This window comes from Tissierella pigra (assembly GCF_018917845.1).
GTDB classification, from domain to species: domain Bacteria; phylum Bacillota; class Clostridia; order Tissierellales; family Tissierellaceae; genus Tissierella; species Tissierella pigra.
In genome coordinates, this window is the sequence record NZ_JAHLPJ010000001.1 from 1,800,225 (window position 1) to 1,820,972 (window position 20,748).

At 29.2% G+C, this 20,748-nt stretch carries 22 protein-coding genes and 1 riboswitch; of the genes, 19 read left to right on the forward strand and 3 right to left on the reverse strand.

The annotated features are described in order from the left end of the window. Position 1 precedes the first annotated feature (1 nt). From rsgA to KQI41_RS08745, 5 genes are all read left to right on the forward strand, one after another. Positions 2–877, forward strand: coding sequence for a ribosome small subunit-dependent GTPase A (gene rsgA, locus KQI41_RS08725; RefSeq protein WP_216585144.1), 876 nt, complete (start codon positions 2–4; stop codon positions 875–877). A 1-nt stretch (position 878) separates the two neighbouring features. Beyond that, positions 879–1,526 carry a ribulose-phosphate 3-epimerase gene (rpe, locus tag KQI41_RS08730; RefSeq protein WP_154438245.1) on the forward strand — a complete coding sequence of 216 codons (648 nt, stop codon included), beginning with the start codon at positions 879–881 and terminating at the stop codon, positions 1,524–1,526. A gap of 43 nt (positions 1,527–1,569) precedes the next feature. Beyond that, positions 1,570–1,669: riboswitch (TPP riboswitch) on the forward strand. Between the two features lie 56 nt (positions 1,670–1,725). Next, a complete protein-coding gene (thiT, locus tag KQI41_RS08735) occupies positions 1,726–2,274 on the forward strand; it encodes an energy-coupled thiamine transporter ThiT (protein ID WP_154438244.1) in 549 nt (182 codons plus the stop codon). Between the two features lie 16 nt (positions 2,275–2,290). Next, positions 2,291–2,926, forward strand: coding sequence for a thiamine diphosphokinase (locus KQI41_RS08740; protein ID WP_154438242.1), 636 nt, complete (start codon positions 2,291–2,293; stop codon positions 2,924–2,926). Positions 2,927–3,008: 82 nt separating this feature from the next. Next, a complete protein-coding gene (locus tag KQI41_RS08745; protein ID WP_154438240.1) occupies positions 3,009–3,179 on the forward strand; it encodes a hypothetical protein in 171 nt (56 codons plus the stop codon). A 46-nt stretch (positions 3,180–3,225) separates the two neighbouring features. Here KQI41_RS08745 and rpmB read toward each other — a convergent pair whose 3' ends face one another. After that, positions 3,226–3,417 (reverse strand): 50S ribosomal protein L28, encoded by a 192-nt coding sequence (gene rpmB, locus KQI41_RS08750; RefSeq protein WP_094900042.1) that lies wholly within the window; start codon positions 3,415–3,417, stop codon positions 3,226–3,228. Between the two features lie 206 nt (positions 3,418–3,623). Between rpmB and KQI41_RS08755 the strand changes: the two genes are divergently transcribed. The 6 genes from KQI41_RS08755 (at position 3,624) to KQI41_RS08780 (ending at position 9,299) form a co-directional block, all read left to right on the forward strand. Further along, positions 3,624–3,980, forward strand: a complete 357-nt coding sequence (locus tag KQI41_RS08755; RefSeq protein WP_154438238.1) for an Asp23/Gls24 family envelope stress response protein — start codon at positions 3,624–3,626, stop codon at positions 3,978–3,980. Positions 3,981–3,998: 18 nt separating this feature from the next. Further along, positions 3,999–5,618: a DAK2 domain-containing protein gene (locus tag KQI41_RS08760; protein ID WP_154438236.1), complete on the forward strand. Its 1,620-nt coding sequence runs from the start codon at positions 3,999–4,001 to the stop codon at positions 5,616–5,618. A gap of 50 nt (positions 5,619–5,668) precedes the next feature. Then, positions 5,669–7,729, forward strand: coding sequence for an ATP-dependent DNA helicase RecG (gene recG, locus KQI41_RS08765; protein ID WP_244971097.1), 2,061 nt, complete (start codon positions 5,669–5,671; stop codon positions 7,727–7,729). 66 nt (positions 7,730–7,795) lie between these two features. Continuing rightward, positions 7,796–8,353 carry a 16S rRNA (guanine(966)-N(2))-methyltransferase RsmD gene (gene rsmD, locus KQI41_RS08770; RefSeq protein ID WP_154438234.1) on the forward strand — a complete coding sequence of 186 codons (558 nt, stop codon included), beginning with the start codon at positions 7,796–7,798 and terminating at the stop codon, positions 8,351–8,353. 11 nt (positions 8,354–8,364) lie between these two features. Beyond that, positions 8,365–8,847 (forward strand): pantetheine-phosphate adenylyltransferase, encoded by a 483-nt coding sequence (gene coaD / locus KQI41_RS08775; protein ID WP_154438232.1) that lies wholly within the window; start codon positions 8,365–8,367, stop codon positions 8,845–8,847. A gap of 5 nt (positions 8,848–8,852) precedes the next feature. Continuing rightward, positions 8,853–9,299 (forward strand): ATPase, encoded by a 447-nt coding sequence (locus KQI41_RS08780; protein WP_154438230.1) that lies wholly within the window; start codon positions 8,853–8,855, stop codon positions 9,297–9,299. Here the strand turns inward: KQI41_RS08780 and ylbJ are convergent. Continuing rightward, positions 9,292–10,506, reverse strand: a complete 1,215-nt coding sequence (ylbJ, locus tag KQI41_RS08785; protein ID WP_154438228.1) for a sporulation integral membrane protein YlbJ — start codon at positions 10,504–10,506, stop codon at positions 9,292–9,294. The two genes, KQI41_RS08780 and ylbJ, sit on opposite strands and share 8 nt — an antisense overlap. 53 nt (positions 10,507–10,559) lie before the next feature. Then, positions 10,560–11,804, reverse strand: a complete 1,245-nt coding sequence (locus KQI41_RS08790) for a nucleotidyltransferase (RefSeq protein WP_154438226.1) — start codon at positions 11,802–11,804, stop codon at positions 10,560–10,562. Between the two features lie 113 nt (positions 11,805–11,917). Here KQI41_RS08790 and KQI41_RS08795 point away from each other — a divergent pair, with 113 nt between their 5' ends. The 8 genes from KQI41_RS08795 (at position 11,918) to smc (ending at position 20,742) form a co-directional block, all read left to right on the forward strand. After that, entirely contained in the window at positions 11,918–13,114 is a 1,197-nt protein-coding gene (locus tag KQI41_RS08795; protein ID WP_154438224.1) for an acetate/propionate family kinase, read from the forward strand. Positions 13,115–13,180: 66 nt separating this feature from the next. After that, positions 13,181–13,699: a YceD family protein gene (locus KQI41_RS08800; RefSeq protein ID WP_154438223.1), complete on the forward strand. Its 519-nt coding sequence runs from the start codon at positions 13,181–13,183 to the stop codon at positions 13,697–13,699. A 13-nt stretch (positions 13,700–13,712) separates the two neighbouring features. Next, entirely contained in the window at positions 13,713–13,892 is a 180-nt protein-coding gene (rpmF, locus tag KQI41_RS08805; RefSeq protein WP_072972552.1) for a 50S ribosomal protein L32, read from the forward strand. 116 nt (positions 13,893–14,008) lie between these two features. Further along, on the forward strand, positions 14,009–15,031 hold the full coding sequence (plsX, locus tag KQI41_RS08810; RefSeq protein ID WP_216585145.1) for a phosphate acyltransferase PlsX: 1,023 nt from the start codon (positions 14,009–14,011) through the stop codon (positions 15,029–15,031). Further along, positions 15,021–15,254 (forward strand): acyl carrier protein, encoded by a 234-nt coding sequence (gene acpP / locus KQI41_RS08815; RefSeq protein WP_154438219.1) that lies wholly within the window; start codon positions 15,021–15,023, stop codon positions 15,252–15,254. Before plsX ends, acpP begins: the two co-directional genes overlap by 11 nt. 48 nt (positions 15,255–15,302) lie before the next feature. Continuing rightward, positions 15,303–16,025 carry a ribonuclease III gene (gene rnc, locus KQI41_RS08820; RefSeq protein ID WP_326828274.1) on the forward strand — a complete coding sequence of 241 codons (723 nt, stop codon included), beginning with the start codon at positions 15,303–15,305 and terminating at the stop codon, positions 16,023–16,025. After that, on the forward strand, positions 16,018–17,103 hold the full coding sequence (locus tag KQI41_RS08825) for an elongator complex protein 3 (RefSeq protein WP_154438217.1): 1,086 nt from the start codon (positions 16,018–16,020) through the stop codon (positions 17,101–17,103). The genes rnc and KQI41_RS08825 overlap by 8 nt, the downstream gene beginning before the upstream one ends. A gap of 60 nt (positions 17,104–17,163) precedes the next feature. Continuing rightward, positions 17,164–20,742 (forward strand): chromosome segregation protein SMC, encoded by a 3,579-nt coding sequence (smc, locus tag KQI41_RS08830; RefSeq protein WP_154438215.1) that lies wholly within the window; start codon positions 17,164–17,166, stop codon positions 20,740–20,742. Positions 20,743–20,748 lie beyond the last annotated feature (6 nt).

Sequence of the window (20,748 nt, forward strand, 5' to 3'; positions counted from 1 at the left end):
TATGCTAAAGGGAATAATAGTAAAAGGTGTCGGTGGTTTTTACTATGTAAAAACAGAAGATAATATAATTGAATGTAGAGCGAGAGGAGTATTCAGAGAAGAAAATCTAACTCCTTTAATTGGAGATAAAGTAAGGATTAGAATAAGTGATGAAGATAAGACAGGATATATAGAAGAAATCTATCCAAGGAATTCGCAACTACTAAGACCTCCAGTAGCAAATATTACTCAAGCCATTATAGTTATGAGTATAAAAAAACCAGATATTAATACATGGCTTTTAGACAGATTTCTTTTAATGGCAGAATATGAAAATCTGGAAGTCACCATATGTCTAAATAAATCTGATTTAGATTTAGATAAGGGATCCAGGCTTAAAAACATATATGAGACAGCTGGATATAAAGTGATTATGACAAGCGCAATAAATCATATTGGTATAGAAGAATTAAAAGATACACTAAATAACAATATTTCAGTTTTTGCAGGTCCTTCAGGAGCAGGCAAATCTTCACTTTTAAATGAAGTAAACAAAAATTTCAAACTAGAAACTGGAGATGTAAGTGCTAAAACTAAAAGAGGTAAACATACTACTAGACATGTGGAGCTATTAGAGTTAGATGATAATACCTTTGTTTTAGATTCACCTGGATTTAGCTCTTTAAATGTGGATTTTATTGAAGAAGAATCTGAACTTAGGGAATATTTTAGAGAAATAAGAGAATATGGACAAAAGTGTAGATTTATTAGTTGCCTACATGGAAATGAGCCAGATTGTGAAGTAAAAAATCAAGTAGAAAAAGGAAATATTTCAAAAGATAGATATGAAAATTATTTGCTTTTTTTAGAAGAGATAAAAAATATAAGGAGGTACTAAAATGGCTAAAATCGCACCTTCGTTACTTTCAGCAGATTTTGCTAATTTAAAAGAAGATATAGAAAAAGTAGAAAATGGTGGTGCAGACTATCTTCACCTAGATGTAATGGATGGAATCTATGTTCCCAATATTACCTTTGGACCTCCAGTTATAAAAAGCTTGAGAAAGGTAACTAAACTTCCCTTTGATGTACATTTAATGATAGATAGACCTGAAAGATATATTAAAGACTTTGTAGATGCAGGAGCAGATTTAATTACAGTGCATGAAGAGGCAACTATTCATCTTCATAGAACTATACAGGAGATAAAATCTTATGGTGTTATGGCAGGTGTTTCGTTGAATCCTGCTACTCCATTAGAGAATATAGAGTATATTTTAGATGATATAGACTTAGTACTTATTATGACTGTAAATCCTGGATTTGGTGGTCAATCTTTTATTGAAGCAATGAAAGATAAAATAAGAAAACTAAGACAAATTATTGATAATAAAGGTCTAGATATTATAATTCAAGTTGACGGGGGAGTAAAGCTTGGCAATGCCAGGGAAATCCTAGATTGTGGAGCTGACTTATTAGTAGCTGGTTCTGACATATTTGGAGCTGAAGACGTAGAAAAGCGAACTAAAGAATTTAAAGAGTTGTAAAAATTATATTCTATGATATAATGTAATCAATTGAATAGAAAAATTTTAGCACTAGGGGAGCCAAAAGGCTGAGAGCGGATTTATCCCGACCCTTATGACCTGACCTGGATAATGCCAGCGTAGGGAAGTGTGTATTAGCCTTTAAATACCCATTACCTATTGTTGGCAATGGGTCTATTTATTTAAAGGAGGAATTTTAATGCAAAAAAGATGGAGTGTAAAGATGTTGACAGAAGGTGGTATGATGATTGCATTAGCAACCATACTAAGTTATATTAAGGTATATGAAGCACCGATGGGTGGTTCAGTAACTGCTGGGAGTATGATTCCAATAATGTTATTTGCAATTCGTTGGGGTATATTACCAGGAGTAACCGTAGGTGGTGTTTATGGAATATTACAATTTATACTAAAACCTTATTTTTATCATCCTTTACAATTTATTTTAGACTATCCTTTAGCTTTTGGGTTATTAGGATTAGCAGGAATTGCATATTATATAAATGAGAAGGAATCATTTAAAGGGTATATATGGGTTTTTCTAGGTGTCCTTATGGGAATATTGGGTAGAATGTTATCCCATGTTTTATCAGGTGTAATATTCTTTGCTGAATATGCAGGTGACTTAAACCCTTGGATTTATTCAATACAGTATAACGCTTACTATCTTTTACCTGAGTTAATTATTTCTTATATAGTAATTGCGATTATATGGAAACCTTTAGAAAAAGCAATAAAAGCAAAATAACAAAAGGAAGTGCAGTATGAAGGGATTAATAGTTTCAAGTGGAACCATTACTAATTATAATAGGTTAAAAGAAATAATAAATGAAGTGGATTATATTATATGTGCAGATGGAGGCATGGAACATCTGATGAAAATAAATAAGCTGCCAAATGTGATTTTAGGAGACTTGGACTCAATAAGTAAGTTAACTTTAGAATATATAGTAAATAAAAACATTCCCATTGAAAAGTATTCATCTATTAAGGATTCAACAGATACAGAATTAGCTATGGAGTATTTAATAGATAGAGGATGTGATGAAATCGTACTTATGGGAGTAACAGGAACGAGACAAGACCATACAATGGCAAGTATATTGTTACTTGATACCTTATATAATAGAGGAATTAAGGCAAATATAGTAGATGATAACAATATAATTTATTTAACAGATAACTATCTGGAAATAGAACACTTAGAAGGCCATTATACTTCTGTTATACCTATATCAAATACTGGAATAATCGTATCTTTAAAAGGATTTTTCTATAACTTGGATAATAAACTTATTCCTTTTGGTTCCACCCTTGGGATTAGCAATAAAATCGTTGAAGATATTGGGATAGTTAAAATCCATAAGGGAAAAGCGCTAATATTTATATCAAAAGATTAAACATAGGATGTATCCTTGAAGTTTTTGTAACTATTTATTAAGTACATGAATAGAATATATCAAAGTACTTAGGGGTGTTCTTATGAAATGGTTTTGTTATAAATATATTAGAAGAATGAAAAAAATAGTAGGCATAACTTTGGCGGTTTTAGGACTATTGATTATTATAAAATTTATACCCATAGAGGTTCTACTAATATTCATAGGAATAGGGCTGCTTGTTATGGGAGGATTGATTCTAAAAATAAAATAAGGCTTTCCTTTATAATAATGGAAGCCTTGTTTTATTTTTTACATAATTATAATGCTCTTTCAACATATCCAGATCTTAAACATCTAGTACAAACATTAACTTTTTTTGTTCCACCATTAACAACAGCTCTTACAGATCTAATGTTAGGTGACCAACTTCTTGAACTCTTTTTATTTGAGAAAGTAACTTTGTTACCAAATACTTTTCCCTTTCCACATACTTCACAAACTTTCGCCATTCCAAACACCTCCTTAACTATATGAAAATACTTATAAGTATTTTTATACTTCAATAATAACACATTATATTCTAACACAATAATCGGTAAAAATGCAACTAAAATGTATTATTATATTATTATAATCATATGATTTAGTTGAACTATTTTAAAATTTGGGGTAAAATATAAAATATGGCATATTTAAAATAAGGAGGCGATTATTTATGTCAGCCAAAACTAATACCGAATATGGAGTAATTAGTATAGATGATAATGTCATAGCTACTCTTGCAGGAATATCAGCAATGGAAAGTTATGGTATAGTAGGTATGGCTTCTAAGAATGCGACAGATGGATTGTTTGAACTGTTAAAATCAGATTATTTAGCTAAAGGCATTAAGGTCTATACAAAAGATGAAAAATTGACAATTGATTTGCATGTTATATTAGAGTACGGAGTAAGAATTTCTGTAGTTGCTGAAAACATAATAGAAAGAGTTAAATTTAATATTGAAAATTTAACAGGTCTAAAAATAGACCAAATAAACGTACATGTACAAGGCATTAGAGTTGGAAAGTAGTCTAAGGAGGTACTATAATTGAGGATAGAAATTCTAGATGGAGCAATGCTAAAAAAAGCATTAGCAGGTGCAGCAAAGTTCCTAGAAGATAATAAAGAGGAGGTAAACTCCTTAAATGTTTTTCCTGTTCCTGATGGAGATACAGGTACAAATATGTCGCTTACAGTAAATTCTGCTATTAAACAAGGAATTAATTTAGATGAAGATAGTGTTAGCAAAATAGCATTGTCCACATCCCATGGATCACTTATGGGAGCTAGAGGTAACTCAGGTGTTATTTTATCACAACTTTTTCGTGGATTTGCAAATGGATTGAATGGAAAAGATACTGCAGATATTAAAACAATTGCAGAAGCATTTAAACAAGCATCTGATACTGCATATAAAGCTGTTATGAAACCAACAGAGGGTACTATTTTAACAGTAGCTAGAGAGTGTGGAGAATATGCAATATCCATTAGCAAACAGGAAAAGGATATTTTAATTTTTCTAAAGAAAGTAATAGAACATGGGGAAAAAGCCCTTGCTAGAACTCCTGAAATGCTTCCAGTTTTGAAACGAGCGGGAGTTGTAGATGCTGGAGGTAAAGGTTTAATATATGTCTTAACAGGGGCCTATAACGCCTTAGCAGGAATAGAAAATATTGAAATTAAACCTGAAGTGAAAAATATAGAGAAACAAGACCGTACTCATCATGAACATATAGATACTGATGATATTAAATATGGATATTGTACTGAATTTATAATCAATACCAACTATAAAGATATTGAAACTTTTAGAGAGGAATTATCTGTTCAAGGAGACTCCTTACTAGTAGTAGGAGGAGAAGGTCTAATAAAAGTTCATGTTCATACAAATAATCCAGGGACAGTACTACAAAAGGCTTTAAGTCTTGGAGAATTAAATGACATAAAAATCGACAACATGAGATATCAGCATGAAGAAATTCTTCTAAAGTCAGAGTTGTCGAAGCCAAAGAAACCATATTCTTTTGTTGCTATATCAATAGGAGAAGGAATAGATGAAGTATTTAAGGGACTTAATGTAGATACTTTAGTTTCTGGTGGTCAAACTATGAATCCTAGTACAGAAGACATTCTAAAGGCTATTGAAAATACTACAGGAGAAAATGTCTTTATTCTTCCTAATAATAGTAATATTATTTTAACTGCAGAACAAACTAAGGAACTTAGCGATAGAAATGTTGTTGTAATTCCTTCTAAGACAATACCACAAGGAATAGCGGCTTTACTTGCCTTTGATGAATCAAAATCCTTGGAAGAAAATACAGACACTATGAAAGAAGCAATAACCTATATAAAAACAGGTCAAGTTACTTATTCTGTTAGAGACACAGAATTTAATAATACAAAAATCCAAAAGGATGATATTATAGGGATTGCTGAAGGAGATATAGTAGCCAGTGGGAAAGAGATAAATGAGGTTTCCATTAAGCTACTGGAAAATATGGTTGATGAAGATACTTCGTTGATTACAATCCTATATGGGAGTGATTTAAGTGAAGAAATGGCGGAAGATTTAGAAAAGCACTTATCTGATTTATATGATGATTTAGATATTGAATTAATATGTGGAGGTCAACCAATATATTATTATATATTTTCCGTAGAATAAACCCCTGCCTTTGGCAGGGTTTTATTAATATTATAAACTTGGAGGAATTTATGGAATTATTATCAATGAATATCCAGTATATAAAGGGTGTAGGACCAAAAAGAGCTTCAAGATTTAAAAAACTAAATATAAATACAGTGGAAGACTTGTTATATTTTGTTCCTAGAGACTATGATGATAGGTCTCAGGTTGGAGATTTAAGAGAATTTAAGACAAATGAAAAGGCAACCTTGGAAGTTGAGATAATAGGTAAAGGAAATATAATAAGACCTAGAAAGAATTTATCGATTTTAAAAATTCCTGTGAGAAATAATATGTCTGATGGATATTTAACTTGGTTTAATCAAGATTACTTAAAAGACAAGTTTCTTATAGGTGAAAAAATAATTGTTAATGGAAAAATAAATAGAGTTGGGCGAGAAATTCAAATAATGAATCCTGTTTTTGAAAAGGTTGGTAAAATGGATAAAGTAGGAAGAATAATACCTATATATCCACTAACAGAAGGATTAACAAATAATGAAGTAATAAAGGTTATTAAATATACTATTAGTGAATATTTACATGGTATTGAAGAATTTCTACCTTTAGAAATAATAAATAAATATAAATTAATGGGAATTAAAGATGCTATTATAAATATTCATTTTCCAGGAAGTAAAACATTACTTGAAAACGCTAGAAAAAGATTGGCATTTCAAGAGTTGCTGACTTTACAAATAGGTCTTTTCACTATTAAGAATAAGACTGTAGGCAATAATAAAGGAATAAAATTTAAAGAAACCATTGAAGTAACTGAGTTCATTGAAAAACTGCCTTTTAAACTTACAAATGCTCAAATTAAGGTATTCAAAGAGATTGAAAAGAATATGGAATCTAATGTTCAAATGAATAGATTGGTACAAGGAGATGTAGGTTCAGGAAAGACCATAGTGGCTATTCTTGCTATATTTAAATCTATATTGTCAGGTTACCAAGCTGTAATGATGGCACCTACAGAAATATTAGCAAGTCAGCATTATGAATCCTTTAAAAATTTTTTTAAATCCTATGATATAGAAATTGAATTACTAGTAGGAAGCCTATCTCCAAAAAGGAAAGAGGAGATATTGGTAAATTTGAAACAAGGAAAAATAGATATATTAATAGGAACCCATGCTCTTATTCAGGAAAATGTGGAGTTCAACAAACTTGGACTTGTAATTACAGATGAACAACATAGATTTGGTGTAAAACAAAGAGCCATTTTATCTCAAAAAGGTCACAACCCAGATACCATAGTAATGACTGCAACTCCAATTCCAAGAACTTTAGCACTTATTTTATATGGGGACTTAGACATTTCAATTATTGATGAGCTGCCACCAGGACGAAAAGAAATTGAGACCTATGCTGTGGGTAAAGAGATGATTGAAAGGGTTAATAATTTTATTAGAAAACAAATTATGGACGGAAGGCAAGCATATATAGTATGTCCATTAATAGAGGAATCTGAAACACTAGAAATAAATGCAGCGGAAGAATTGTATATAAATTTTAAAGACAATGTATTTAAAGAATTTAAGGTTGGATTATTACATGGAAAAATGAAGTCTAAAGAGAAAGATGCTGTAATGGAAGAATTTAAAAATCATAGATTGGATATATTAGTTTCCACTACAGTTATTGAGGTAGGAGTCAATGTACCGAATTCAAATATTATGGTTATTTACAATGCTGAAAGATTTGGTCTTGCTCAATTACATCAATTAAGGGGAAGAGTTGGCAGAGGAGAGTATCAATCCTACTGTATACTTATAAATGAAAGTAAAAACCCCATATCCAGGGAGAGAATGAGAATACTACAAAGTTCTAATGATGGTTTTAAAATCTCTGAAAAGGATTTAGAACTACGAGGTCCTGGAGAATTTTTTGGAACTAAACAACATGGATTACCAGAATTAAAAGTTGCAAATTTGTTTAAAGATATGGATATTTTAAAAGCTGCACAAAAAGAAGCAATAAATATTATTAATCAAGATAGTAGATTAAATGCAGAAAAATATAGAGAATTAAAGAAAACAATACAAAATCTCTTTTCAAATTCAGGTGAAAATTTAACATTTAATTAATTTATGTTTTAAAATAGAAAATATATGATAAAATATTAATGACATTGGTTTTAAGGAGGAAATTATTTGAGAGTAATATCAGGACTAAGAAAAGGACATAGACTAAAATCTCCTAAGGGAATGAATGTTAGACCAACAGAAGATAAAACCAAAGAATCATTGTTTAATATATTAGGACATATAGATGAGGATAGCATTATACTAGATGGATTTGGAGGTTCTGGTTCCATGGGAATAGAGTTTCTAAGCAGAGGAGCCAAGTTATGTTACTTTGTAGATAATTCTATGGATAGTATAAATATTATTAAAGAAAATTTAGCTCATACTAAATTTACAGATCGAAGCTTTGTGATAAAGTCAGATATTATAGTATCCATAAGAAATTTTAGGGATAAAAAACTTGAATTTAATTATATCTATCTAGACCCACCTTTTTTTAAAGAAGGATTTATTCAAAATATTTTAGAAAAAGTTAATGAAGCTAATATACTGGCAGAAAATGGTCTAATAATAATTGAACATGAGAAAGAATTAGAATTAGAAGAAATATTATATAGCTTTGAGAAAACAGATTTAAGAAGATATGGAAGTAAATCCTTATCATTTTATAGAAAAAGACAATAAGGAGGAAATATATGAATGCTATATACCCAGGTAGCTTTGATCCAGTTACTTATGGTCACTTAGATATTATAGAGAGAGCTGCAAAAAAAGTAGACAACCTAATAGTAGCTGTATTAAATAATCCATCGAAAAAGAATACATTTTCATTGGAGGAAAGAATTGATTTACTAAAAGAGGTTACAAAGGGATTTCACAATGTTACAATAGATTCATTTTCAGGACTTCTCACAGACTATGCTGTAGAAATGAACTGCACTACTATGATTAGAGGTCTGAGAGCTGTTTCAGATTTTGAATATGAAATGCAAATGGCCTTAGTAAATAAAAAAGTCAATGATGATGTTGAAACAATGTTTATGGTTTCTAGTAGTCAATATGCCTATTTAAGCTCAAGTATTGTAAAGGAAGTAGCCATGTTTGGCGGTAAAATTTCATGTTTTGTTCCTGAAGTAGTAGAATTAGCCTTGAAAAATAAATTTGAAGGAGGATTATAATACATATGGAAGTATTAAAATTAATTGATGAAATTGAAGATATTGTAGAATCTGGAACAAGTGTACCCTTTTCTGGAAAGGTAATGGTAGATAAATTTGAAATTTTAGAGATATTAAAAGAAATAAGAATAAAATTGCCAGATGAAATAAAACAAGCAGCATGGATAAAAGATGAAAGACAAAGAATTTTAGCAGAAGCACAGAAAGACGCAGATACTTTACTGAAAGAAACAGAGTATAGATTAGAAGGATTAGTTGATCAAGATGAAATTACAAAAAAGGCAAACTCCAGAGCAGAAGAAATAATTACAAAGGCCCAGTCAAATGCTAAAGAAATTAGAATAGGAGCACTGGAGTATGCAGATAGCTTAATGGAAGAAACTCAAGAAAACTTAAAAGAGTTAATTCAATTAATAAATGAAAATAGAAAAGAGCTAAGGGGACCTAATTAAATCTTTTAGGTTTCCTGAATATTAATGATATAAGTACAGATAGTATAAAAATATATATACTAATAGTTAAAGCCAGTTTAGCAGAGCTAGTTAATAAATAGACCCAATCTAGTAATTCAAACTGCCCATAGGAGGTTGAAAAATTTGAAAATGTAGGTTGTATATAGTTTTTATATTTTACAATATATATTATATAACCCAAAATACTTGCAAGTATTCCATGAAGAAATTTTGAAAATATATAAAGCTTACTATTTATATCTGTTCTATTAATAAAACTAAGAGCTTGACTATGAATAGAAAGACCACTCCAGCCAATTATAAAGTTTATCAATGATATTTTATAAATAAAATCTATATTTGCAGCTGCAATATTTTTGCATCCCATAGTAACCTCAAAGATTCCTGCAACAAAACCTTTGACTATTTGCAAATCTATTGACAACATATTACTTAATAAATATAAAAAATTATTTATGAACTTCATATTAAATAGTACTTCTACTAGAACAGAATAAAATATTACTAAGCCACCAATTAATATTATGGTATCCATACTTTCTTTGACCGCTTCCGTTATCAAAGAACCTATGGATTTTTTTGTTTTTATCCAAGAATCATAAGAATCTTGAATTTCTTCAAAAATATTTTTATTTTTCTTATTAAATTCTATATCATGTGATTTATAAGATCTAAATAATAACCCTAGACATAGGACTGCTAGATAATGTGGAATTATAATAAGAGGTCCTATACTAGAATCATTTAACATTCCAATACTAACAGTTCCCAGCATAAAAAGAGGACCAGAGGTACTGGTAAAGCATATTAGTTTATTACCTTGATTTTTTGTTATTAAACCTTCTTCCCTCAATCTAGATGTTAATTTAGCTCCAACAGGATATCCTGATAATATGGACATTGTTAAAGGGAATACTCCTTTACCTGGTATATTGAATAAAGGTCCGATTAAAGGCTCTAATAGCTTTCCTATAAGGTCAACAAACCCTAAGCCTATAAGTATCTCGGATATAATAAAAAATGGTAAAAGAGAAGGCAATATAATATTAAACCATATTGATACTCCTGATGTAGCACTACTTAATGAAAGTTTGGGATTAGCAATAATTCCAAACAGCGTGAAAATAATAATTATTAAAAATAATAAAGTAGAGTAGTTTTTTTGATTTTTACTTTCTGCTCTCATATGTACACCTCCTATAAATCATATTATGAATTATAGGAGGACAATATGATGAGTTATTTAATATAAGGTGAATTATAATAATCCATATTTGATAAGACTATTGAAGATTCTAATCCCATGAAAAATATATCCGTAGCCCTTTTATCAAACATAAGAATTTTTTCTAGAGAATTATCTTTGAAATGTTTATAATCAGCGAATTTAGTTATAATAGGTAAAGAAGAATTTTTTTTAATTTTATTAATAAGAGTTAGACCGTTTTTTCCAGCACCTAAAACACGGACATAGGAGGGGTAAATATTATAAAGTTCCCAAAAAGTTTTTTTATCAAGCTGATTTAGCAAATGAATAAATAATCTTTGAATACGGGTTCGAGGATAACGTTTAGTGACTATACTATTGATTATTTCCTTAATATTGTTATTTTTATTTCCATAGTTCACTATTCTATTTTCAAGACCAGGTTCTATATCCAGTAAAGATTTAAGTTTTTCTATTTCTATAGTTCTAATTAAATAAAGTAATATTTGATTATAGTTTTCAAGAAGATTAAATTTATGATATTTTTGTAAATATTCTTCTAAATGATAGTATGTTTCAAAAGGTACTAGATTCTTAATGGAAGGTAATCCATTGTTTATAATAGAATTCCTTATTCCTGTTGCACTGGCAAAATCATTAGATAAGTTTAAGTCATTGTAGTCTTTACCAGACCTTTTGATTGTAACTGGCTTTATTTTAGAATTTAGGTTTATTAAGCTTTTTAGATATTCTATGCCTAATATATTATTGGACCTATTAAGTATTTCTTGATAATTATATGTATTATTAATATGGTATTTATTTATATAATTATTGAGAGCATTGCTTCTTGAAACTGAGTAAGATAAACCTAACGATAGATTATATCTTAGTATTTCCTTATAAAAATCTGGTTCAACTGCTAATATAGAAGCTAAAGTATTTAATGGTTCTAAATCTCCGATTTCACTGCCGAAAGATATATAATCTACAATATTTAAACTATCTAAAAGCTTTATACCTCCATAGGCAAACAATTCTGCACTTTGGGTTGAAAAAATAAATGGTAGTTCCAATACTAAATCTACACCATTGTCTACTGCCATTTTAGCCTTAGTCCATTTATCAATAAAAGAAGGTTCTCCCCTTTGTAAAAATGAACCACTCATTATTGCTATGGAGTAATCAGCTTTAGCTTTTCCCATAGATTCTTCTAGGTGGTATTTGTGACCAAAATGAAAAGGATTGTATTCAGTAATAAATCCAACTACTGTCATAATAACCTCCAAAAATATATTTTCTTTTATTATACCATATCATGTTGATTTTTTAACACAAATGTAATATTATGAAATATAGATAAAAACAATTAATAGGAGGAATAAAAAATATGAAGATTCTTGTAATCAACTGTGGAAGCTCTTCATTAAAATATCAACTTATAGATATGAATGGAGAAGAAGTACTTTGTAAAGGACTTGTAGAAAGAATAGGAATTGAAGGTTCTAGAATTAAACATGATACCACAGGTAAAGAAAGAGTAATAATTGAAGAGCCAATGGCTAACCATAAAATTGCTTTAGGTTTAGTACTTAATGCTATTATTGATGAAAATCATGGAGCTATAAAATCCATGGATGAAATAGGAGCAGTAGGACATAGAGTTGTACATGGTGGAGAAACATTTGCATCATCTGTTATAATAGACGATGAGGTTATGAAGGTTCTTGATGAATGTATTGAGTTAGCACCTTTACATAATCCACCAAATATTACTGGAATAGAAGCTTGTAAAGAATTAATGCCAAATACACCAATGGTTGCAGTATTTGATACAGCATTCCATCAAACAATGGAGGCCGATAATTATATATATCCTATTCCTTATGAATATTATGAAAAATATAAAATAAGAAGATATGGTTTCCACGGAACTTCTCATAAATATGTAGCATTAAGAGCTGCTGAAATATTAGGTAAAGATATTAAAGATTTAAATATTGTTACTTGTCACTTAGGAAATGGTTCCAGCGTATGTGCAGTACAAGGTGGAAAATCTATGGATACAAGTATGGGATTCACACCATTAGAAGGATTAGCAATGGGAACTAGATCAGGAGATATTGACCCTGCTATAATTCCATTTATTATGGGTAAAGAAAATATGACTTTTGATGAAGTGAATAATATGCTAAACAAACAATCAGGTGTATTAGGAATATCTGGAATCAGTAGTGACTTTAGAGATTTAGAAATTGCTATGGAAGAAGGAAATACAAGAGCAAAACTTGCTTTAGATGTATTCGTTAATAGAGTTAAAAAATATGTAGGTGCTTATGTAGCTACTATGTGTAGAATAGACGCCTTAGTATTTACTGCAGGTATTGGTGAAAATTCAAGCTACATTAGAGAAAAAGTATGTGAAGGCTTAGAATGTTTAGGACTTAAAATTGATAGTGAATTAAATGATGTAAGAGGCGAGGAAGCTCAGCTTAACAAGGATTTAACTTCTGCTACAATACTTGTTATTCCTACAAATGAGGAGTTAATGATAGCTAGAGATACTTTAGAATTAGTATCTAAATAATATTATTCTTGACAAATTGACGCCTCCTTTATATAATTATCTTTGTTAGTCTAAGAGGTGAAAAGTATGATAATTGATTTATCAAGTTTTCTTGATGGAACTAATGATTTTTTGCATTTTGATGGACAATTGGAATTAAAAAGTTTCAAATTAGGTGCAAGAAACATTGAGATAGTTGGACCCGTAAAATATGAAGGTGAAGTATTTAAGGTAGATGGGGAAAAGACAATAGATATTAAAGTGGATTATTCCTATAGTGAAAATTGTCATAGATGTTTAAAGCCTGCTACTAATCAAATAAAAACTAGAGTATCTGGAAAACTTGCAAAAGGAAAAGAAATATCTGATGATGAATATGATGGCTATGATGAAGTGTTCTCTTATGAGAATGATTCTATAGAAATTGATGAGTATATTCTAAATCAAGTGGTTGTTTCTTTACCGATGAAGTCCTTATGCGATTCTGATTGCAAAGGATTATGTTCTATATGTGGAGCAGATTTAAATAATACAAAATGTAATTGTATTCAGGAAAATATCGATCCAAGATTTGAAAAATTAAAGAATTTTTTTCCTAAGAATTAAGGAGGTGTTTTAAATGGCAGTACCAAAGCGTAAAACTTCTAAAGCTAGAAGGGATAAAAGAAGAGCTTCTTCTTATAGACTAAACAAAGCTACGGTTGTTGAGTGTCCACAATGTCATGAACCAAAACAACCACATAGAGTTTGTAGATCATGTGGCTATTACAAAAACAGAGAAGTTATAGCAGTAGAATAAATAAAAAAAGATAGTGATTGCCACTATCTTTTTTTATTTCACTCTTGCATTTTATTTTAGTCTAATATATATTAAATATCAATGGCTTAAAAATACCTGGCATTGGAGGAGAGAAAATGAAAATTATTGTTGATACTATGGGTGGAGATAATGCGCCAATTGAAGCAGTTAAAGGGACTATAGATGCTGTAAATGAATATGGTATCAATGCTATATTGGTAGGTAAAAGTAGTATAATAGAAAATGAGTTAAAAAAATATGATTACAAAAAAGAAAAAATTGAAATTATAAATGCTGAGGATATAATAACTAACGATGATGACCCAGCCATGGCAATTAGAAGAAAGAAAGATTCCTCTATGGTAGTAGGTGCTAAAGCATTAGTAGATGGACTAGGAGATGGTTTTTTATCTGCTGGAAGTACAGGAGCTTTACTGGCTGCTGGAATATTCATAGTAAAAAGAATAGATGGCATAGATAGAGCAGCTTTATCAGTAATGTATCCTACATTAAAAGGATTCTCTTTGTTGTTAGATGCAGGTGCCAATGTAGATTGTAAGCCTGAGTATTTACATCAGTTTGCCCTAATGGGTTCCATCTATATGGAAAATGTTATGGGAATAAAATCGCCAACAGTAGGACTTGCAAACATAGGTACAGAAAAAGGAAAAGGCAATTTATTATCTAAAGAGACATATGAACTACTAGAGAAATCAAATCTGAATTTTAAAGGGAATATTGAAGCTAGAGAATTGCCAAGTGGAGATGTGGATATTATTGTAGCTGATGGATTTGTAGGCAATGTAGTATTGAAACTAACAGAAGGAATGGCTGCATCTATTTTTTCTATATTAAAAGAGGAGTTTACTAAGGATTTTAAAACTAAAATAGGAGCAGGTTTATTAAAACCAGCATTAAAGAATATAAAAGGTAGAATGGACTATAGAGAATATGGTGGAGCTCCTTTACTTGGACTAAAGAAACCAATAGTAAAGGCCCATGGCAGTTCAGATGCTTTTGCAATTAAAAATGCAATTAAACAATTAATAAAATTTATTGATAAAGATGTAATAAAAATAATTGAATCTAATAATCATGTACTAATTAATAATTTGGAGGTTGATAATAATGATTTATAAAAAAATAAAGGAGATAATAGCAACACAATTTAACATTGATGAAGAAGAAATTACAAAAGATACTTCATTTAAAGACACTTTAAATGCTGATTCCCTAGATTTAGTGGAGTTAGTTATGGCATTGGAAGATGAGTTTGGACTTGAAGTTGAAGATGAAGATATGGAAAATATAAAAACTGTAGGGGATGCAGTTGAGCATATTACAAATGCTTTAGAAGAATAATTGGGCTATATGCCCAATTATTCTTCTAAAAAATTGGAGGTAATTATAGTGAAGGAAAATAATAAAGGATTCAAAGGATTAGATTCTTTGGAAGAAATTTTACATTATAAATTTAAAGACATTAAATTATTAAAAAAGGCCTTGACTCATAGCTCCTACGCAAATGAAAATAAATTAAAAGTTACAGATAACAATGAGAGGTTAGAATTTTTAGGTGATACAATTATAAGTTTAATAGTAAGTCAATATTTATATAAAAAGTATCCAAATTATCCAGAAGGAGAACTGACAAAAATTAGGGCAAAAGTAGTATGCGAGTCATCCTTAGCATTTGCTGCCCATAAAATGGAGTTGGGGAAATATCTTTTATTGGGTAAAGGAGAAGAAAGCACTGGTGGCAGAGAGAGAGAATCTATTTTAGCAGATGCAACAGAGGCTTTAGTGGGTGCTATTTATATGGATAGTGACTTTGAAGCTGTAAATAAATTACTACTTAAAAACTTTGAAGCAGATATTGTACATGCAGTGGCTAAGGGTGCTTTATTTATTGACTATAAAACTGAATTACAGGAAAACCTTCAAAAAATAACTAGGGGAAAGATAGAATATAAAGTTGTAAAAGAGGAAGGTCCAGATCATAATAAGATATTTTATATGGATTTAATTGTAGATGACAAAATAGTAGGAACAGGCACAGGAAGAAGTAAAAAAGAAGCAGAACAAATGGCGGCTAAGGAAGCTCTTTTAGTAATGGGTGAAATAAATGAGTAGACATTATATAATTCCAATATTTGTACCTCATTATGGATGCCCCCATGACTGTGTATTTTGTAATCAAAAAAAGATTACAGGTCTCTCTACAGATACTACTCCAGAAGAAGTTGAAAAAATAATAGAAGATCATCTAATGACATTTAAGCCAGATTCCACCATAGAAGTAGCTTTTTATGGAGGTAGCTTTACAGCAATAGATATAGAAATACAAAAAAAATTACTATCTATTCCATATAGATATAAAAAAGAAGGAAGAATAAACGGCATAAGACTATCTACTAGACCAGACTCCATAGATGAAGTTATACTAACTAACTTAAGAAATTACTCAGTAGACACTATAGAATTAGGTGTTCAATCCCTAGATGAATGTGTATTATATGAAAGTGGTAGGGGGCATGATTCTAATGATGTATACAGAGCTTCCAAACTGATTAAAGACTTTGGATTTAATCTTGGTTTACAAATGATGATAGGACTACCTTCTGATACCATTGAAAAATCTATAAATACTTGTAAAGAGTTTATTAAATTAAACCCATATTGTGTAAGAATCTATCCAACTTTAATAATAAAAGAAACTTATTTAGAAGAACTTTTTTTAGATAAAAGATATAAACCATTATCTATTGAGGAAGCCATAGATATTTCTTCAGTCTTACTTATGATTTTTCAAATAAATAATATTGATGTAATTAGAATAGGGCTACAGCCAACTGAAAATATTCAATTGGGAAAGGATGTTGTAGCAGGACCATTTCATCCTGCATTCAGACAGTTAGTAGAATCCAATATATTCAGACTATTATTAGGTTACTATTTTAAAACTAAAAAGATAGATAAAGATAATAAAACTTTAGTAATTGAATCTAATAATAAGAAAATATCATCAATAGCAGGACAACAGTCTACAAATATAAAGTATCTAAAGCATAAGTATAAATTTAATAAAATAAAGATATACGGAAAAGATTTGGATATAGATTATATTGGTATTACAATTAATGAATTTTATGATAAAATAAATATGAAATCACTAATGGAGTCTTATTTAAAGGAGAATTCTATTATTTAGATTAAGATAAAGGTTTCCTAGAAATGGAAACCTTTAGTTATAACAGAAGAGGTGGTATGATTGCAGCTAAAAAAAGTAGAAATTCAAGGATTTAAATCATTTGCTGATAAGACTGAAATTGAGATTAAAGATGGTATTACAGCTATTGTAGGACCAAATGGAAGTGGAAAAAGTAATATATCTGATGCTATAAGATGGGTTTTAGGAGAACAAAGTGTAAAGAATCTTAGGGGAAGTAAAATGGAAGATGTGATTTTTGCAGGTACAAGCAAAAGAAAACCTTTAGGATACGCAGAAGTTACTATTACTTTTGATAATAAAAGTGGACTAATACCCATTGATTATGGAGAAATAGCTGTTACTAGAAGAATGTTTAGGTCAGGGGAATCTGAATATTATATAAATAAAAACTCTTGTAGGTTAAAAGATATTCGTGAACTATTTATGGATACTGGAATAGGAAAAGATGGATATTCCATAATAGGACAAGGGAGAATAGAAGAAATATTAAGCAATAGACCTGAAGATAGAAGACATATTTTTGAAGAAGCGGCAGGAATTGTAAAATATAAATCAAAAAAAGAAGAAGCTGAAAGAAAGTTGGATAAGACAGAAAGCAATCTAATGAGAATTAAGGATTTGATATTTGAATTATCCAATCAGTTAGAAGTATTAGAAATTCAGGCTCAAAAAGCTAATTATTTTACTGAACTATACAATAAATTAAAAAGTTTAGAAATAAATTTATCTATAAAAGATATAAGAAAGTTGAATTCCCAAATAGATGAAATAAATCAAGAAAAACTTATATTAGAAAAAGAATTAGAACAGAAATTATTAGATAGAGAATTATTCGAAAACAACTTTAACTCACTTAAAGAAACAATAAAAGAATTAGAATCCAATATAGAAGACTATAGAAATAAGAATTCAAATATTATGAATCAATTGGATAAGGATCAAAATCAAGTTGCAATAATTGAAGAAAAGGAAAAGTTTTACAATAAGGACTTAGCTAGATTAAAGGAAGAAAAAATAAATTTAAACAATAGATTAGAGGAGTTAAATATAGTTAATGAGAAACTGATTGAAGAAAAATTACTAGCAGAGAAAGAATATAATAAGCTTCTAGAAATCTACAATGAAAAAAATATAGAGCTAGAAAAAGAGTTTGAAAATTTACAAGAGAAAGAAAGAAATATAGAACTAGAAAAAAATAATATGATAAGAATATACAATAGTTCCTCAGAAAAAAAATCCGAATTAAATGGTATTAATTCTTTTAATGAAAATATTGAAAAAAGAATACTACAATTAAAAAAAGAAATCCACATAATGGATAGTGACAAAAACGTAAACATAAGCAACTATAATGAAGTAGGGGAAAAAGAAAAAAATCTACAAGAACAGCTTTTAAAATTAAATGAAAGATTACAATCTGTAAAAGAAAAGGAAAGAGATATTAGTAGCATATTAGAAACTATAAATAAAAGTATAAACACTAACAATGTGGAAATACAATCAAAGACATCTAGTTACAAATTGCTTAAAAACATGGAAGAAGATTATGAAGGATATTATAAAGGTGTAAAATCTCTACTGAAATCTGCCAAAAGAGAACCCAAATTAAAGGAAGGACTCATAGGTGTAGTAGCGGAGCTTATAAAAGTAAATGAAAAATTTGAAAGGGCAATAGATATTAGTTTAGGCTCAAATATTCAGAATATGGTTACTGAAACACAAGAAGATGCAAAAAGAATTATAGAATATTTAAAACACAATAAATTAGGACGAGTAACCTTTTTGCCTCTTAATGTTATAAAGGGAAATATCTTAGATATAAGTATTCAAGATAGAAAAGAGTTTAAAATATACGGTCTAGGTTATGAATTAATAGATTTTAATAAAAAATATGAAAATATATTTAAGTTTTTACTGGGACGAACTATAATAATTGAGAATATAGATTGTGGAATAAGGCTTGCAAATAAATATAATCATTCCTATAGAATAGTTACACTTGATGGAGAGATTTTAAACCCAGGTGGTTCTATGACGGGAGGAAGTCAAGGTAATAGTGGTACTAGTATAATAAGCAGAAAAGGAAGAATTGAAAATCTAACTAAAGACATAGAACGGTTAAATAAAATACAAGAAAAATTAAATCAAGAAAGTATTACTTATATAAATAGTTTGAAAGAATCCAAAGAAGAAATAGTTGAATTAGATAAATCCATTAAGGAAACAGAACATTCAATAATAAACATTGTAAACCAAAAAGAAAAATATATAAATGAAATCAATAGATTAAAAGAATCCATGTATAAAGCAGAAAAAGAGATAGATAATTTAGGAGTTGAAGTAAAAGATTATAAAGATAAAGAAATAGAAATACTTTCTTTATTAGAAAAATTAGATAAGGAGATTACGAATAAAAAAGAGGAAATTAAAAATCTAACTATTACTTATAATGAAGAGAAATCCATTAGGGAAGAAAAGTTAAAAAATATTACTGATACTAAAATAAACCTTAATCTCATTAACAGTAATATAAGCAATTTGCAGGAAAAGTGGAATAAGAATAAATTTGAAATTAATAGTATTAAGGACTCCATTAAAGAAAAAGAAGAAATGATAACATTAAATATTGAAAATATAGAGGAAATCACCAAAAGTAAAATAAGTTTAAATGCTAAAATAAAAGAATTAAATTTAATTGCTCAGGATACAAAGGAAGAATTGGAAAAGTTAATATCTAATAAGACTAAATTTATGGAAGAATTTTATTCTGAACAGAATAAATTAAATGAAATTAATAAAGTAATAGGAGAAGTTGAAAAGAATATTAATTCTAATGAAGTCAAGTTGGCTAGAATAACTGTGCAACTAGAAAACCATCATAAGAAGCTAAAGGATGACTATGATCTATGTTATGAAGAGGCTTTGGGTCAAGAAGTGGAAATAAAGAATATTCAAGAAGCAATAGTAGAGTCCAGGAAGTTGAAAGTTGAAATAAAAGAATTAGGCACAGTAAATTTAAGTTCAATTGAGGAATATAAAAATTTAAAGGAAAGATTGGATTTTATTCTTAATCAACAAAAGGATTTATTGAGTGCTAAGGAAAACTTAAAAGAAGTTATAAAGGATATGGAAAACAACATGAAAACCCAATTCCTTATGAATTTTAATAAGATAAATGACAATTTTCAAGAGATATTTAAAAATCTATTTGATGGTGGACAAGCAGAGTTGGTTTTAGAAGAAGATGAAAATATACTTGATTCTGGAATTGAGATTAAAGCACAGCCACCTGGTAAGAAACTTCAAAGTTTAACTTTATTATCTGGAGGAGAAAAATCTTTAACAGCAGTAGCATTATTATTTGCAATTCTAACATTAAAACCTTCACCATTTTGTATACTGGACGAAATAGATGCAGCTCTTGACGAAGCTAATATTAGTAGGTATACTAGTTATCTGAAAACTTTTTATGAAAACACTCAATTTGTGTTGATTACTCATAGAAAAACTACTATGGAGATAGCAGATATATTATATGGAGTAGCCATGGAAGAAGAAGGAATATCAAAATTAATATCGGTTAAACTAAAAGATAATATTGATGAAATAGCAAGTTAGGGGGAG